The sequence below is a fragment of the Streptomyces sp. LUP30 genome (assembly GCF_001746365.1).
GTDB lineage: Bacteria > Actinomycetota > Actinomycetes > Streptomycetales > Streptomycetaceae > Streptomyces.
The window spans coordinates 44,023-59,355 of sequence record NZ_MJAJ01000035.1 but is presented as its reverse complement, the minus strand read 5'-3'; the positions used below and the strand labels follow the sequence as shown (position 1 = coordinate 59,355).

Below are 15,333 nucleotides of genomic sequence, written 5' to 3'. Positions count from 1 at the left end.
GACACGTCAAGTTCGGTGCCCGTTCCGTGACCCTACGAGAAAGAAGCGTCGCGGAAGCGTTACAGGTGCCGTACGGCCGGTACACAGAATTTGCACGGCTGCACGGAGTACGGGTTTGATGGCCGGTCCGTCCCGGACCGGCGCCGGGGCCCGTCCCGGGAATCGTTCCGGGGATCGGTCCCGGACCGGCGGCTTGCGTGGAGGCTGTAGCGTGGCCGACGGAGACCGTGACAACACCGCGCGCACCGCGGGCAGAAACGACGGCGAGGACTGATGGCACAGCAGCGCGCTCAGGGCCCGTCCGACCCCGAGGCGACTGGCGGCGGTATGTCAGATGCGCCGGAGAACTGGGGCAACGGAGGGCTCGTCGGAGACGGCCGATACCGGCTGACCCGCAGACTCGGCCGAGGCGGCATGGCCGAGGTGTTCGCGGCCGAGGACGTACGTCTCGGCCGCACCGTCGCGGTCAAGCTGCTGCGCGCCGACCTCGCCGAGGACCCCGTGTCCAAGGCCCGCTTCACGCGCGAGGCCCAGTCGGTGGCCGGGCTCAACCACCATGCGATCGTCGCCGTGTACGACTCCGGCGAGGACTTCGTGGGCGGCCAGAGCGTGCCGTACATCGTGATGGAGATCGTCGAGGGACGCACGATCCGCGACCTCCTCCTCAACGCCGAGGCGCCGGGTCCCGAGCAGGCCCTGATCATCACCTCCGGTGTGCTGGAGGCGCTGGCCTACTCGCACCAGCACGGCATCGTGCACCGCGACATCAAGCCGGCGAACGTGATCATCACGCACAACGGCGCCGTCAAGGTGATGGACTTCGGCATCGCGCGCGCCCTGCACGGCGCGTCCACGACGATGACGCAGACCGGCATGGTCATGGGCACCCCGCAGTACCTCTCGCCGGAGCAGGCGCTCGGCAAGGCTGTCGACCACCGCTCCGACCTGTACGCCACCGGCTGTCTGCTGTACGAGCTCCTGGCGCTGCGGCCCCCCTTCACCGGCGAGACGCCGCTGTCGGTGGTCTACCAGCATGTGCAGGACATCCCGGTGCCGCCGTCGCAGACCTCGGGCGGGGAGTGCCCGCCCGAGCTGGACGGCCTGGTCATGCGCTCCCTCGCCAAGGATCCCGACGACCGTTTCCAGACGGCGGAGGAGATGCGCGGCCTGGTCCAGTACGGGCTGCAGATGCTGTACGACCAGGGAGCCCACACCGGCACGTGGAACACCGGCCCGGTGGGCGCGCAGGACGGCCGCGGCACCCCCGCCGGCGGCTTCGCGGGCACCGCCGTGCTGCCGCAGGGCGGCGACGGCTCCAGCACCTCGCAGATCCCGCAGCCGATCCTGCCCACCGGTTACCGCGGCGGTGACGAGGGCGGTTTCGAGGGGCACGGCAACAAGGGGAGCGGCCGCGGCAAGCTGTGGATCCTCGCCGTCTTCGCGGTGATCGCCATCGCCGCGGGCGTCGCGCTCGCCCTGAACAACAAGAACACCGGAACCGGCGACGGCGGGACCTCGCCGTCGCCCTCCGCCTCCCCGTCCGTCTCGGACTCCGCCCCGAGCGAGAAGCCCAGCGACAAGGAGAGCGACACGTCCAGCGGCGACTCCTCGGACGACAACACCGGTTCGAACACGAACCAGCACTACTCGCCGTCGTACTCGCCGTCGTACTCACCGTCCTCGTCGCCGTCCCAGTCCGCCACCGGCGAGCCGACGGACGCGGAGACGGGCAGCAAGCCCTCGGACGAGCCCACCGACACGCAGCCGGAGCCGAGCGCCCCGGCCACGGGCAACGAGACGGGCGGGACCGACCCGGGCAACACCACCCTCGGCGGGGGCCTCGGCGGCGGGTGACCTGGGCGCCGGGTCATCGCCCGGCGGAGCCGTTCTGTCTCTTCACGCGCGCGTGGGCCCTGACCGGGCTCCACGCGCGCGTGCGCGTTCCGTGGGGGGAGCGGGCTGAGCCGCGGGGCCGGAGGGTCAGTCCGTGAACGCCCCGCAGACGGCGTCGTACTCCCGCGTCCACCACACCGCGAGCGCCGAAGACGCCGGGAACTGGGAGTCCGCGCGGGTGTCGCCGCGCTCGTAGTGCCAGCGCAGCATCCAGAAGTCGTTGAGCCGTTCCCACCACACGCGGTGCACGGCCGCGCCGAGTTCGCGGGGTGAGGCTCCCGCCGCCCGCCGGTACGCGCGCGCGTACTCCCTCGCCTTCGGCAGGTCGAGCGTGCCGTCGGGCCGGACGAAGAAGATCGCGGCCGCGCGGACGGCCTCCTCGGCGCGGGGCTGGACCCCGAGCCGGTCCCAGTCGACGATGGCGGCGGGGGCGTCCCCGCGGTAGAGCAGGTTGAAGGGGTGGAAGTCCCCGTGCACCCAGCCGACCGGCCCGCCGGGCGGGGGTCGCCGGTCGGCGTGCCGTTCCAGGAGCCGGCGCCGCTCCAGGAGGCGGTGGCGGGCGAGCTCGTCGAAGGAGTCGGCGGGGCGGTGTCGCCGCACGCGCGCGAGGAGATCGTCGATCAGGACGAAGGTGTCCGCCGGGTCGGGGCTCGGGGCGGGGGCTTCGGGCCGGCCGGCAGCGGTGGACCCGACAGGGGCGGCGGGCCCGCCCGGGGGCTCCGGCTCGGCCCGGGCGGGCGGCTCGGCAGGGGCGGCGCGGGCGGCAGGGGCTGAGGGGCGGGTGAGCGGGAAGGGACCGGTCGGAGGCGTGATGGCCTCCGGGACAGGGGTGTGCTGTGGGTGGGGGGCGCGTGCGCCGCGCCCGGTCGGGGTGGTGCGCTCCGGGTCGCGCGCCGGAGGCACCCGCTCTCCACGCCCCGGCGACTGCCCGGCCGACGGGCGCATCACGTGCTCCAGGCTGGCGTGCACCACCCCGAGCAGCGCTCCGAGGCGGCCGCACTGGCCGGGGGTGAGCTGGGAGCCGTGCCGGTGACGGCCCTCGATCCACGGGTGCAGGGCGTAGGCGTGGCCGCCGACCACGGCGACCGTACGGCCGTCGCGGCCGGGCAGCGGGGGAGCGACCGGGACGCCCAGACCGGCCAGCCGTTCGGTGGCCCGGTGCTGGCGGGCGATCGACGCGGGGTCGGCGGTGTCCGGGTCGAAGTGGTGTTTGAGGAAGTAGCGGCCGCGGGTGGTGCGCAGCCGGAATCCGCGGTTGAGCAGCCCTTCCTCGACGGGCTCGCAGGCGAGCGCGGAGCCGGCGGCGTACCGGTGGAGCAGAGCGCCCAAAGGGGGCGCGTGGGGCATTGAGGGGGGTACACAGGAGCGCGGCACGCGCCCGATGCTAGGCCACCGGTCGAGCCCGTGAGCTGGCCGTTGTCACAGATGGTCACCAAGCGACAACGGGTGTCACGCTCGGTCGTATCAGGTCGCATCAGGCCGCATCAGGTCGTGTCGGGGCTCGCCGCAGGGCGTCGACGAGGGCGTGGACGAGGGTGGCGACGAGGGGTCCGTCGACCGGAGTGCCCGGCACGCGCAGGGGTCCGTCGACCGGCGTTCCGACCGCCCGAACGGCCGCAGGTCGCTGACCGAATGCTCTTCCCGTGGCGCGGGTGCCCGGGATAACGTGCCGTTGCTCCGGCCTCCTGCAAGGCTGTGACCAGGCTCCTTCCCGACTTTGCCGATTTACTTGGAAATCCAAGCAAAAACGCAGGTCAGGAGGGGTTTCACAGAAATGTGAGGCACTGGGTAACGTGTCGACCGCAGGGCGCTCGCCGGGGCACCTGTCACGCCTGGTCCGACCGAGTGACACCCACCCCGTGCACGGGTGTCGGAAACAGGTGAGCCGCTCCCTCAGGCTCTTGGAGAGCCGGGGGGACCCCAGCCACCCGGCGACCCCGGGGGCCGGACCGACGGAGGAGCACACGTGACCGTGGAGAGCACTGCCGCGCACAAGCCGCGACGCAGCGCCGGAAGCAAGGCCGGCGCCAGCGGCACCGAGCGCACCCGCACCACCGCCAGGAAGAGCGCCGAGCCCGAGCTCGTGCAGCTGCTGACGCCGGAGGGCAAGCGGGTCAAGAACGCCAAGAACGCCGAGTACGCCAAGTACGTCTCCGGTGTCACCCCTGAAGACCTCCGCGGCCTCTACCGCGACATGGTGCTCACCCGCCGTTTCGACGCCGAGGCGACCGCCCTCCAGCGCCAGGGCGAACTCGGCCTGTGGGCCTCGCTGCTCGGTCAGGAGGCCGCGCAGATCGGCTCCGGCCGGGCCACCCGCGAGGACGACTACGTCTTCCCGACCTACCGCGAGCACGGCGTCGCCTGGTGCCGCGGGGTCGACCCGACGAACCTGCTCGGCATGTTCCGCGGCGTGAACAACGGCGGCTGGGACCCCAACAGCAACAACTTCCACCTGTACACCATCGTCATCGGCTCCCAGACGCTGCACGCGACCGGGTACGCGATGGGCGTCGCCAAGGACGGCGCGGACAGCGCGGTCATCGCCTACTTCGGCGACGGCGCCTCCAGCCAGGGCGACGTGGCGGAGTCCTTCACCTTCTCCGCGGTCTACAACGCGCCGGTCGTGTTCTTCTGCCAGAACAACCAGTGGGCGATCTCCGAGCCCACCGAGAAGCAGACCCGCGTCCCGCTCTACCAGCGCGCCCAGGGCTACGGCTTCCCGGGTGTCCGCGTGGACGGCAACGACGTGCTGGCCTGCCTCGCGGTCACCCGGTGGGCGCTGGAGCGGGCCCGCAACGGCGAGGGCCCCACCCTCGTCGAGGCCTACACGTACCGCATGGGCGCCCACACCACCTCCGACGACCCGACGAAGTACCGGGCCGACGAGGAGCGCGAGGCCTGGGAGGCGAAGGACCCGATCCTGCGCCTGCGCCGCCACCTGGAGGCCTCAAACCACACGGACGAGGGATTCTTCGCGGAACTCGAAGCGGAGAGCGAGGCGTTGGGCAGGCGAGTGCGCGAAGCGGTCCGCGCCATGCCGGACCCGGACCACTTCGCGATCTTCGAGAACGTGTACGCGGACGGACACGCGCTGGTGGACGAGGAGCGGGCGCAGTTCGCCGCGTACCAGGCGTCGTTCGCGACGGAATCCGAGAGCGGCTTCGCCGCGGGTACGGGGGGAAACTGAGATGGCGGACACCGCAACCACCAAGAACCTGGCCCTGGCCAAGGCGATCAACGAGTCGCTGCGCCACGCCCTGGAGGCGGACCCCAAGGTCCTGATCATGGGTGAGGACGTCGGCAAGCTCGGCGGCGTCTTCCGGGTGACCGACGGCCTGCAGAAGGACTTCGGCGAGAGCCGCGTCATCGACACCCCGCTCGCCGAGTCGGGCATCGTGGGCACGGCGATCGGGCTGGCCCTGCGCGGCTACCGCCCGGTGGTGGAGATCCAGTTCGACGGCTTCGTCTTCCCCGCCTACGACCAGATCGTCACCCAGCTCGCGAAGATGCACGCCCGTTCGCTGGGCAAGGTCAAGCTCCCGGTCGTCGTGCGCATCCCCTACGGCGGCGGCATCGGCGCGGTCGAGCACCACTCGGAGTCGCCGGAAGCGCTCTTCGCGCACGTGTCCGGCCTGAAGATCGTCTCCCCGTCCAACGCGTCCGACGCGTACTGGATGATGCAGCAGGCCATCCAGAGCGACGACCCGGTGATCTTCTTCGAGCCCAAGCGGCGCTACTGGGACAAGGCCGAGGTCAACACGGAGGCCATCCCCGGCCCGCTGCACAAGGCCCAGGTCGTCCGCGAGGGCACGGACCTGACCCTCGTCGCCTACGGCCCGATGGTGAAGCTCTGCCAGGAGGTCGCCGCCGCGGCCGCCGAGGAGGGCAAGAACCTGGAGGTCGTGGACCTGCGCTCGGTGTCCCCGCTGGACTTCGACTCGATCCAGACATCGGTGGAGAAGACCCGCCGCCTGGTCGTCGTCCACGAGGCGCCGGTGTTCTTCGGCTCGGGCGCGGAGATCGCCGCCCGGATCACCGAGCGCTGCTTCTACCACCTGGAGGCGCCGGTTCTGCGGGTCGGCGGCTATCACGCCCCGTACCCGCCGGCGCGCCTGGAGGAGGAGTACCTGCCGGGCCTGGACCGGGTGCTCGACGCCGTCGACCGTGCCCTGGCGTACTGAGGAGAGGGTCGTGACGACGATGACGGAAGCGTCCGTACGCGAGTTCAAGATGCCCGACGTGGGCGAGGGGCTCACCGAGGCCGAGATCCTCAAGTGGTACGTCCAGCCGGGCGACACGGTCACGGACGGCCAGGTGGTCTGCGAGGTCGAGACCGCCAAGGCCGCCGTGGAACTGCCCATCCCCTACGACGGCGTCGTGCGCTCGCTGCACTTCCCCGAGGGCACCACGGTCGACGTGGGCACGTCGATCATCGCGGTGGACGTGGCGGGCGGCGCGGGCGCCGTCCCGGTCGCCGAGGTACCGGCGCAGGCCCCCACGCAGACGCCGGCCGCTCCGGAGGAATCCCGGCCGAAGCCCGGGACGGTGACGGCCGGGACCGCGACGCCCGAGGCGGCGAAGCCGGTGGGCTCGGGCCGCCAGCCGGTGCTCGTCGGCTACGGCGTGGCCGCGTCCTCCACCAAGCGCCGGCCGCGCAAGGGCCCGGAGATCACCGTCCCGCAGGTCCCGGACACCATCCAGGCGGAGCTGAACGGCCACGGCGGCGCGCCCGCCGTGAGGGAGCGGCCCCTGGCCAAGCCGCCGGTCCGCAAGCTGGCCAAGGACCTGGGCGTCGACCTCGCCACCGTGGTCCCGTCCGGCCCGGACGGCATCATCACCCGCGAGGACGTCCACGCGGCGGCGAACCCGGCCGCCGTGGCCGCACCGGCCATCGAGCCGGCGACCCCGGCTCCGGCCGTCCCGGCGACGCCGGCCCCGGTCACGGCCCCCGCGGCCGTGGCGTCGTACGACACCGCCCGGGAGACCCGCATCCCCGTCAAGGGCGTGCGCAAGGCGACGGCGGCGGCGATGGTCGGCTCGGCGTTCACCGCGCCGCACGTCACGGAGTTCGTGACGATCGACGTGACCCGCACGCTGAAGCTCGTCGAGGAGCTCAAGCGGGACAAGGAGATGCAGGGCCTCAGGGTCAACCCGCTCCTCGTCATCGCCAAGGCCCTGCTGGTCGCCGTCAAGCGCCACCCGGAGATCAACGCGTCCTGGGACGAGGCGGCACAGGAGATCGTGGTCAAGCACTACGTCAACCTGGGCATCGCCGCGGCCACTCCCAGGGGGCTGCTGGTCCCGAACATCAAGGACGCCCACGCCCAGACGCTGCCGCAGCTGGCGCAGTCCCTCGGCGACCTGGTGTCCACGGCGAGGGAGGGCAAGACATCGCCCGCCGCCATGCAGGGCGGCACGGTGACCATCACCAACGTCGGCGTCTTCGGCGTCGACACCGGCACCCCGATCCTCAACCCCGGCGAGTCCGCGATCCTCGCGGTCGGCGCGATCAGGCTGCAGCCGTGGGTCCACAAGGGCAAGGTCAAGCCCCGCCAGGTCACCACCCTGGCGCTGAGCTTCGACCACCGCCTCGTGGACGGGGAGCTGGGCTCCAAGGTGCTGGCCGACGTGGCGGCGATCCTGGAGCAGCCGAAGAAGCTGATCACCTGGGGCTGAGCGGTACGGCCCGACGGAGGGAGCCGCGCCCCGGTCACACGGGTCGCGGCTCCCCTTCGTCGAGCCGCCCGGGGACGGGCTGCCGTCCTCAGGCCGGCACGTGCACCGTTTCCACCCTGCTGGCCACCAGCCGCTCCCGTTCCCGCCGAGCGGCCCGACTGCGCAGGCGCAGGATCTGGCTGACGCCGAGGGCCTGCAGGACGAAGACGAAGGAGAAGGCGATCGTGTAGTCGTCGCCGGTCGCGTCCAGCAGCACGCCGATCGCGAAGAGCGTCGTCATGGACGCCACGAAACCGCCCATGTTCGTGATGCCGGAGGCCGTCCCCTGGCGCTCGGGCGGGTTCGCCGGCCGGGCGAAGTCGAACCCGAGCATGCTGGCGGGGCCGCACGCGCCGAGGACCGCGCAGACCACCACGAGCAGCCACATCGGCGCACGGTCGCCGGGCCAGGCCAGCATCGCCGCCCACATCACCGCCGTCGTGCCCACCGTGCCCAGGGCCAGCGGCAGCCGTGCCTCGTGGTGACGGGCGACGATCTGGCCGTAGACCAGGCCCACGACCATGTTGCACAGGACCACCAGCGTGAGGAGTTCACCGGCCGTGGCCCGGGTCAGACCCTGTGCCTCGACCAGGAACGGAAGCCCCCACAGAAGCAGGAACACCATCGCCGGGAACTGGGTGGTGAAGTGCACCCACAGGCCCAGCCGGGTGCCCGGCTCACGCCAGGACGCGGCGATCTGGCGGCGGACGTAGGCCGCGCCCCGGTGCGGGAACGGCTCGGGCTCATGGCCCTCGGGGTGGTCCTTCAGGAACAGCAGCAGCAGGACCAGCACCACCACACCCGCCAGCGCGCTGCCCGCGAAGGCCGCCGTCCAGCCGACGCCGTGCAGCAGACGAGCCAGGACCAGGGTGGAGACGAGGTTGCCCGCCATCCCCACCAGGCCGGCGAGCTGGGCGACCATCGGCCCGCGCCGCGCCGGGAACCACCGGGATCCCAGCCGCAGCACGCTGATGAACGTCATCGCGTCCCCGCAGCCCAGCAGGGCGCGCGAGGCGAGGGCCGTGCCGTACGAAGGGGAGAAGGCGAAGCCGAGCTGACCGGCCGTGAACAGCACGACGCCGATGGCCAGCACCTTCTTCGTGCCCAGCCGGTCGACCAGCAGACCCACCGGTATCTGCATGCCGGCGTAGACGAGCAGCTGCAGGATCGAGAACGTCGACAGAGCCGAGGCGTTCACATGGAAGCGGTCGGCGGCGTCGAGGCCGGCCACCCCCAGAGACGTGCGGAAGATGACCGCGACGAAGTAGACCGAGACGCCGATCCCCCAGACGGCCATGGCGCGCCGTCCGCCCGGGGGAGGGTCACCCGGAAGGGTGGAGTTCACGTCGCGGGGCACGGTGCTCATCGGACCTCCCCGCGGGCGAGGTGGGAGAACCAGCCGATGTGCCGGTGCACGAGCTCGACGGCCCGCTCGGCGTCGCCGGAGCGCAGCGCCTGAAGGATCTCCGCGTGCTCGGAGAGGGTCTTGGCGATCCGGTCGGGATGCGAGTGCAGGACGGCGACGCCCATCCGCAGCTGGCGGTCGCGGAGTTGGTCGTAGAGCCGGGACAGGATCTCGTTGCCGCCGCTGCGGACGATCTCGGCGTGGAAGCAGCGGTCCGTCACGGCGGCCGCGGCCAGGTCGCCCGTCGCCGCCTGCTCCCGCTGCTGGGCGAGCAGTTCCTCCAGGCGTGCGACGAGAGCGGCCGGCGCGGGCACGGCCTTGCGCGCCGCGTGCACCTCGACCAGCAGGCGGGTCTCCACCACGTCGGCGATCTCCTGTGCGGAGACCGGCAGGACCAGCGCACCCTTCTTCGGGTAGAGCCTGATCAGTCCTTCCGCCTCCAGCCGCAGCAGCGCCTCGCGCACCGGTGTGCGCGAGACCCCCACGGCCTCGGCGAGCTCTCCCTCGGTGAGAAGGGCGCCGCCCTCGTAACGGCGTTCCAGGACACCCTGTTTGACGTGCGCGTACACGCGATCGGCGGCCGGCTGCCGCTTGACGGGGACAGGGAAGGGGACGGGGGCGGGCGGAGCGGAGGACTGCATGCCCACAGGATAGATACAACACGTACGCATGGTGGGAGCGGTCCAGGATGCGGACCCGCGGAGGGGGTCCGACGGGCGTCGGCGGGTGGGGTCCGGGTAAGGGGCGGATCAAGTAATCGGAAATTCTGCCCGGCAGACGCACAACTTTGTGTGCTACTTACGTGTCACACATGTGCGGCCCATCTCTTTCCCCCTTTGAACTTGGCCGTACCGCAGGGGCATTCGACGTAATCGGGGTATTTCAGTTGATAACCGCCATCAAGGGCATCCGAGTCCGCAGGGCCACCGCCGTTGCCGTCACCGCCGGCGCAGTGCTCGCGACCGGGGTCCTCACCGCGGCGCCCGCGCAGGCTGTCGCGACGCCCACGATCGCCGCCAAGACCGGCTTCGTGATGAACAACGCGAACGGTGCGGCGCTGTACAACAAGGGTATGGACAGCAAGCTGTCCACCGGCTCCACCACCAAGATCATGACGGCGAACGTCGTGCTCTCGCAGTCGAACCTGAACCTGGACACCAAGGTCGTCATCCAGAAGGCCTACAGCGACTACATCGTCGCGAACACCGCGTCGTCCGCGCGGCTGATCGTCGGCGACAAGGTCACGGTCCGTCAGCTGCTCTACGGGCTGATGCTGCCGTCCGGTTGTGACGCCGCGTACGCCCTGGCCGACACGTACGGCACGGGCACGACGCGGGCCGCGCGCGTGAAGAGCTTCATCGCCAAGATGAACGCCAAGGCGAAGACGCTCGGCATGACGAACACGCACTTCGACTCGTTCGACGGCATCGGCAGCGGGGCGAACTACTCGACCGCCAAGGACCTCACGAAGCTCGCCAGCAACTCGCTGAAGAACGCGAACTTCCGTGCGGTCGTCAAGACCAAGTCGTACACCGCCAAGACCGTCACCAAGACCGGCTCCATCCGCACCATGGGGGCCTGGACCAACACCAACACGCTGCTGAGCAGCTACAGCGGCGCCATCGGCGTGAAGACGGGCTCCGGCCCGGAGGCGAAGTACTGCCTCGTCTTCGCCGCCACCCGCAACGGCAAGACCGTCGTGGGCACGGTGCTGGCGTCCACCAGCGTGACGGTGCGCGCGGCCGACGCGACGAAGCTGCTGAACTACGGCTTCGCCAGGCTGGGCTGACCTCCGGTCAACCGCTGAGCACGCAGAACGGGCCCGTCGTGATCGTCACGACGGGCCCGTTCCGTCGGGCGCCGCTCCCGGCAGGCGCCGGTTACCTGGTGACCGCGAAGTTCCGCAGGACGGCCGCCGTGAGCTCCGGCTCGCCCTCCGCCTTGACCCGGTCGGCCACCGCCTCCGCCGTCACCCGGCCGCAGGCCAGGCGGACGTACGTCTCCCAGTCGAGGGTGAACGCGGCGGCCGGCCCGAGCGCGGGGGCCGTCTCCAGGGTCCCGCGGCCCTGGATGTCGACGCGGATGGTCCGCAGGAACTCGATCGGGCCGTGCACGTCGAAGACGACCGCGGAACTGCGCGGTGCGTCGGCCTTCTCGGCGACGACCGCCGGCAGCTCGGCGAGGAGCGCGTCCCGGGTGATGTGCGCGCCGGGCGAGTCGAGGTTGCCGGGGCGGCCGAGGGCGGCGCGCAGATCCTGCTCGTGCACCCACACGTTGAACGCGTGCAGCCGCATGGACTCCTCGAGCGTGAGCTCGGTGCCGAGCGGCCCGCGCACCATCGCCGTGGGCTGGCGCGACTCGTTGCGCAGCTGCCGGTTGCGGCGGATGACCGTGTACTCCAGCTCGGACGTCATCTCGGGGGCCGTGTGGTGGCGGCGGACGTCGACCTGCATCTCCATGTAGCGCTGCAGGTCGTTGGTGACGTGGAAGAGGTCGCGGGGGAGGGTGTGGATGGGACGCGGGTCGCCGTACATCTCGCAGTCCAGTCCGATGACGTGCGAGACGATGTCGCGCACCGACCAGCCCGGGCAGGGCGTCCGGCGGTTCCAGTCCGCCTCCACCAGCGGCTCCACCAGCTCGGATATCGCTTCGATGGAGTGGGTCCAGGCGTCGGCGTAGGGCTGGAGGGTGGGATGCAGACTCACGGAAACGGGACCCCTCGGCGATCGGTACTCGGGTGGGCTGTGGCGGCGTTGCCAGCGGGAGCGGGCGCTGTCGGCGGCGTCTCGAGACTCCCCCCGTCTCGGCTGCGCTCGAATCGGGGGGACCCCCAAGTTACGCTGCTGTGAGGCACCCCGGCAGTGCTTTCGTGTGACGATCGTAGGCCCTGTGGACTACTCGAATACCAGGACGGTGGTAGTGTGCGCGCCTCTCTGATCCAGATCGCCGTAGACGAGGACGAATCGGTCGAATCGCGGCGGTCGAGGATGGCCGCACTGGTCCGGGAACAGGCGGGCGCCGCCGACCTCGTGGTGCTGCCGGAACTGTGGACGACGGGCGCGTTCGCCTATGAGAAGTTCGCCGACGAGGCCGAGTCGCTGGACGGGCCGACGGCCGAGGCGATGGCGAAGGCCGCGAGCGACGCGGGCGTGTGGCTGCACGCGGGCTCGATCCCGGAGCGGGTTCCGTCCGACGACGCCCGCGCCGAGGGCGGGAGTGCCGAGGGCGGGAGTGCCCTCTACAACACGTCTCTGGTCTTCTCCCCCTCCGGTGAGCTGGTCGCGTCCTACCGCAAGATCCACCGCTTCGGCTTCGACAAGGGCGAGGCCGTGCTGATGGCCGCGGGCGAGGATCTGGTGACGGTCCGTCTGCCCGAGACGACCGTCGGCGTCGCCACCTGCTACGACCTCCGTTTCCCCGAGTTGTTCCGCGGTCTCGTCGACGCCGGCGCCGAGACCCTAGTCGTCTCCGCGGGCTGGCCGGAGCGCCGCCGGGCGCACTGGACGCTGCTGGCCCAGGCGCGGGCGGTCGAGAACCAGGCGTTCGTGCTCGCGTGTGGAACGGCCGGGACGCACGCCGGAGTTCCGCAGGCGGGTCACTCGATCGTGGTCGATCCGTGGGGTGAGGTCCTCGCGGAGGCGGGAGCCGGCGAGGAGATCCTCACCGTCGACCTCGACCCGGCGAAGGCGTCCGAGACCCGCGAGCAGTTCCCGGCCCTCAAGGACAGGGTGCTCGGACTGCGGCCCCCGCGCCGGTGACCGCTCAGTCGTCCCCGTCCTTGTCGTCCCGCTCCTTGTCGGCGAGGTGGATCACGCACACCGCCACCGCGATCAGCAGCGCGATGTCGGCGTCCTCGCGCACGACGTCGACGCCGTAGGTCTCCCGCACGTGCAGCCAGCGACGGGAGACCACGGCCAGCAGTTCGCCGTCGTACTCGACCGCGAACTCCCGGTCCAGGATCTTGCCGCTGACGTCGAGCTCGGTGCGGCCGTCCGCCAGGGCCACCCGGTAATGGTTGCGCAGCAGCGACAACCGTTTGCGCCGGATCGTGGCCAGCGGTTCGCCGTCCCGTTCGATCACCATGGTGTCCCGCAGGGCGAACATCTTCTGGTGGATGTCGATCAGGACGCGCCCGCGGACGTCCTTCAGCTCGAAGGTGTCCCGCAGCCGCATGGCCTTGCCGTCGACGAGGTAGACCTTGTTGCCTCGGTCGTCCTCGATCCAGTAGTCGTCACCGAACCCGAGGAGCCGGTCGCGCACGAGGAATCTCATACGGGTACTGCTTCCCCGGGCGGAGGAACGTCTCCCGTCGGCGACGGGATTTCCCGACACGGTTGACCCGACTGCCGACGGCGGGGGTGTCGGCCGCGGGGGTGCCGGCCGCGACGGTGAACACGGAGCGGGGGAGCCGGCGCAGCGGTACGGGCCCGGCAGGTGTTCCCGCCGGGCCTCAGGAGTCCCGTTTCTTCACGATATTCACACAAAGGTACCGGACATATCGGGGTGCGGAACGCTCAGGACGCCCCTTCTGCCGGTTCGTCAGACGCCGTAGCCGTCGCTGTATCCGTCGGTGTGACGCCGTTCGGTCTCGACCACCGTGGTCGAGGCGGGCGGCACCATGACCCGGCGACGCCGGGCGATGCTGCTGAAGGTCGTCACACCGATCAGGCCGACGATCATCAGGATGACGCCGACCAGGTCGAGGTTGACCCCCTGCATGTGCCAGTCGGTCGCAAACGTGAGGATGGCTCCCACGGCGATGAGGATGATGCACCCGCCGAGGCCCATGATGTCGCCTCCCTGTCAGGATCACCGGTCGGTCCGGCTCCGACATCCGGGTACCCCCGCGGGGAACTCCCATGCGGGGCCCGATCCCTGCGCCCGCCCGGGGGCCCGGCCCGACAGGCGGCGGACTACCCCTGCAGGAACGCCGTCAGGGCGTTGGCCAGCAGGTACGGGTCGGCGTCGCCGCACAACTCCCGGGCGCTGTGCATCGACAGGATGGCCACGCCGATGTCGACCGTGCGGATGCCGTGCCGGGCGGCGGTGATCGGGCCGATGGTCGTGCCGCACGGCATGGAGTTGTTGGAGACGAAGGTCTGGAAGGGAACGCCGGCCTTGTCGCAGGCGGCGGCGAAGAGCGCGCGGCCCGTGCCGTCCGTCGCATAGCGGTTGTTGACGTTGACCTTGAGGATCGGTCCGCCGTTGACCCGCGGATGGTGCGTCGGGTCGTGCCGCTCCGCGTAGTTGGGGTGGACGGCGTGCCCGGTGTCGGAGGACAGACAGACGGTGCCCGCGAAGGCTCTCGCCCGGTCCTCGTACGATCCGCCGCGCGCGAAGACCGAACGCTCCAGCACGTTGCCGAGGAGCGGGCCGTCGGCGCCGGTGTCGCTCTGCGAGCCGTTCTCCTCGTGGTCGAAGGCGGCCAGCACCGGGATGCACGGGAGTTCCTCGCCGCCGGCCGCCACGGCCGCCAGCGCCGCCGTCCCGGCGTGCACGGACAGCAGGTTGTCCATGCGCGGACCGGCCACCAGCTCCTCGTCGCGGCCCAGATAGGCGGGCGGCTCCACGGAGTGCACCATCAGGTCCCAGCCGGTCACCTGGCCCGGGGCCAGTCCGGCCTCCTGCTCCAGGAAAGCGATGAGGTCGCCGTCGCGCAGGTCGCCGCCCAGACCCCAGACCGGCTGGAGGTGGCGCTGCTTGTCGAGCTTGAGGCCGTCGGCGTTGACCGACCGGTCCAGGTGGATGGCGAGTTGGGGGACGCGCAGCAGGGGACGGCCGACGTCCACCAGGCGGGTCGTGCCGTCGCGCAGGGTCAGCCGTCCCGCCAGGCCCAGGTCGCGGTCGAGCCAGGAGTTGAGCAGCGGGCCGCCGTAGATCTCCACGGCCACCTGGCGCCAGCCGTGCGCGCCGGTGTCGGGCTGCGGTTTGACGCGCAGGTTCGGGGAGTCGGTGTGCGCGCCGATGATCCGGAACGGCGTGTGCGGCGTGGCGCCCTCGGGCACGTACCAGGCCACGATCGCGCCCCCGCGCAGCACGTACTTGCCGCCGTTGGTCCCGTCCCAGGCGTCCGTCTCCGAGACCTGTCGGAAACCGGCCTTCTCCAGCCGCTCGGCCGCCGTCGCCACTGCGTGGTACGGCGACGGGCTCGCCGTCAGGAACGTCATGAGGTCGTCGGTGTGGCCGCGGTCGAAGCGGGAGGGTTCGCTCATGGGGTTCACCTTAACGACGTACGAAAGCCCGCTCCCGGCGATGGGAGCGGGCCCTCGTGAGGACAGTGTGGAGTGCTGAGCTGGAGTGCTCGGCCGGGGGCGCCCAGA

13 protein-coding genes are annotated in these 15,333 nt (G+C 71.2%); 6 read left to right on the top strand and 7 right to left on the bottom strand.

Annotation, left to right across the window (positions count from 1 at the left end):
- Positions 1-270 precede the first annotated feature (270 nt).
- Positions 271-1,854: a protein kinase gene (locus BG482_RS25845; RefSeq protein WP_107450737.1), complete on the top strand. Its 1,584-nt coding sequence runs from the start codon at positions 271-273 to the stop codon at positions 1,852-1,854.
- A gap of 126 nt (positions 1,855-1,980) precedes the next feature.
- Here BG482_RS25845 and BG482_RS25840 read toward each other — a convergent pair whose 3' ends face one another.
- Positions 1,981-3,240 carry a phosphotransferase gene (locus BG482_RS25840; protein WP_079142155.1) on the bottom strand — a complete coding sequence of 420 codons (1,260 nt, stop codon included), beginning with the start codon at positions 3,238-3,240 and terminating at the stop codon, positions 1,981-1,983.
- Between the two features lie 619 nt (positions 3,241-3,859).
- Between BG482_RS25840 and pdhA the strand changes: the two genes are divergently transcribed.
- Genes pdhA through BG482_RS25825 form a run of 3 tightly spaced genes read left to right on the top strand, consistent with a single transcriptional unit; the run spans position 3,860 to position 7,569 of the window.
- Positions 3,860-5,080 (top strand): pyruvate dehydrogenase (acetyl-transferring) E1 component subunit alpha, encoded by a 1,221-nt coding sequence (gene pdhA, locus BG482_RS25835; protein WP_069771529.1) that lies wholly within the window; start codon positions 3,860-3,862, stop codon positions 5,078-5,080.
- Between the two features lies 1 nt (position 5,081).
- Positions 5,082-6,074 (top strand): alpha-ketoacid dehydrogenase subunit beta, encoded by a 993-nt coding sequence (locus BG482_RS25830; RefSeq protein ID WP_069771528.1) that lies wholly within the window; start codon positions 5,082-5,084, stop codon positions 6,072-6,074.
- Positions 6,075-6,084: 10 nt separating this feature from the next.
- Positions 6,085-7,569 (top strand): dihydrolipoamide acetyltransferase family protein, encoded by a 1,485-nt coding sequence (locus BG482_RS25825; RefSeq protein ID WP_069771527.1) that lies wholly within the window; start codon positions 6,085-6,087, stop codon positions 7,567-7,569.
- 88 nt (positions 7,570-7,657) lie between these two features.
- Here the strand turns inward: BG482_RS25825 and BG482_RS25820 are convergent, their stop codons facing one another.
- Both BG482_RS25820 and BG482_RS25815 read right to left on the bottom strand, forming a co-directional pair.
- Positions 7,658-8,905, bottom strand: coding sequence for a nitrate/nitrite transporter (locus BG482_RS25820; protein ID WP_069771560.1), 1,248 nt, complete (start codon positions 8,903-8,905; stop codon positions 7,658-7,660).
- 65 nt (positions 8,906-8,970) lie between these two features.
- Positions 8,971-9,654, bottom strand: coding sequence for a GntR family transcriptional regulator (locus tag BG482_RS25815; protein WP_069771561.1), 684 nt, complete (start codon positions 9,652-9,654; stop codon positions 8,971-8,973).
- A gap of 245 nt (positions 9,655-9,899) precedes the next feature.
- Between BG482_RS25815 and BG482_RS25810 the strand changes: the two genes are divergently transcribed.
- The gene (locus BG482_RS25810; RefSeq protein WP_069771526.1) at positions 9,900-10,802 is read left to right on the top strand and encodes a D-alanyl-D-alanine carboxypeptidase family protein; all 903 of its coding nucleotides are present in this window, start codon (positions 9,900-9,902) and stop codon (positions 10,800-10,802) included.
- A gap of 91 nt (positions 10,803-10,893) precedes the next feature.
- On the opposite strand, the gene BG482_RS25805 is transcribed toward BG482_RS25810, so the two are convergent.
- Complete coding sequence (locus BG482_RS25805) at positions 10,894-11,718, bottom strand: maleylpyruvate isomerase family mycothiol-dependent enzyme (protein WP_069771525.1); 825 nt, start codon at positions 11,716-11,718, stop codon at positions 10,894-10,896.
- Between the two features lie 216 nt (positions 11,719-11,934).
- Here BG482_RS25805 and BG482_RS25800 point away from each other — a divergent pair, with 216 nt between their 5' ends.
- Entirely contained in the window at positions 11,935-12,771 is an 837-nt protein-coding gene (locus BG482_RS25800) for a carbon-nitrogen family hydrolase (RefSeq protein ID WP_069771524.1), read from the top strand.
- Positions 12,772-12,775: 4 nt separating this feature from the next.
- Here BG482_RS25800 and BG482_RS25795 read toward each other — a convergent pair whose 3' ends face one another.
- The 3 genes from BG482_RS25795 to BG482_RS25785 form a co-directional block, all read right to left on the bottom strand.
- A complete protein-coding gene (locus BG482_RS25795) occupies positions 12,776-13,285 on the bottom strand; it encodes an LURP-one-related/scramblase family protein (RefSeq protein ID WP_069771523.1) in 510 nt (169 codons plus the stop codon).
- A 267-nt stretch (positions 13,286-13,552) separates the two neighbouring features.
- Positions 13,553-13,801, bottom strand: coding sequence for a DUF6458 family protein (locus BG482_RS25790; RefSeq protein WP_069771522.1), 249 nt, complete (start codon positions 13,799-13,801; stop codon positions 13,553-13,555).
- 125 nt (positions 13,802-13,926) lie between these two features.
- Entirely contained in the window at positions 13,927-15,225 is a 1,299-nt protein-coding gene (locus BG482_RS25785) for a M18 family aminopeptidase (RefSeq protein ID WP_069771521.1), read from the bottom strand.
- Between the last annotated feature and the right edge of the window lie 108 nt (positions 15,226-15,333).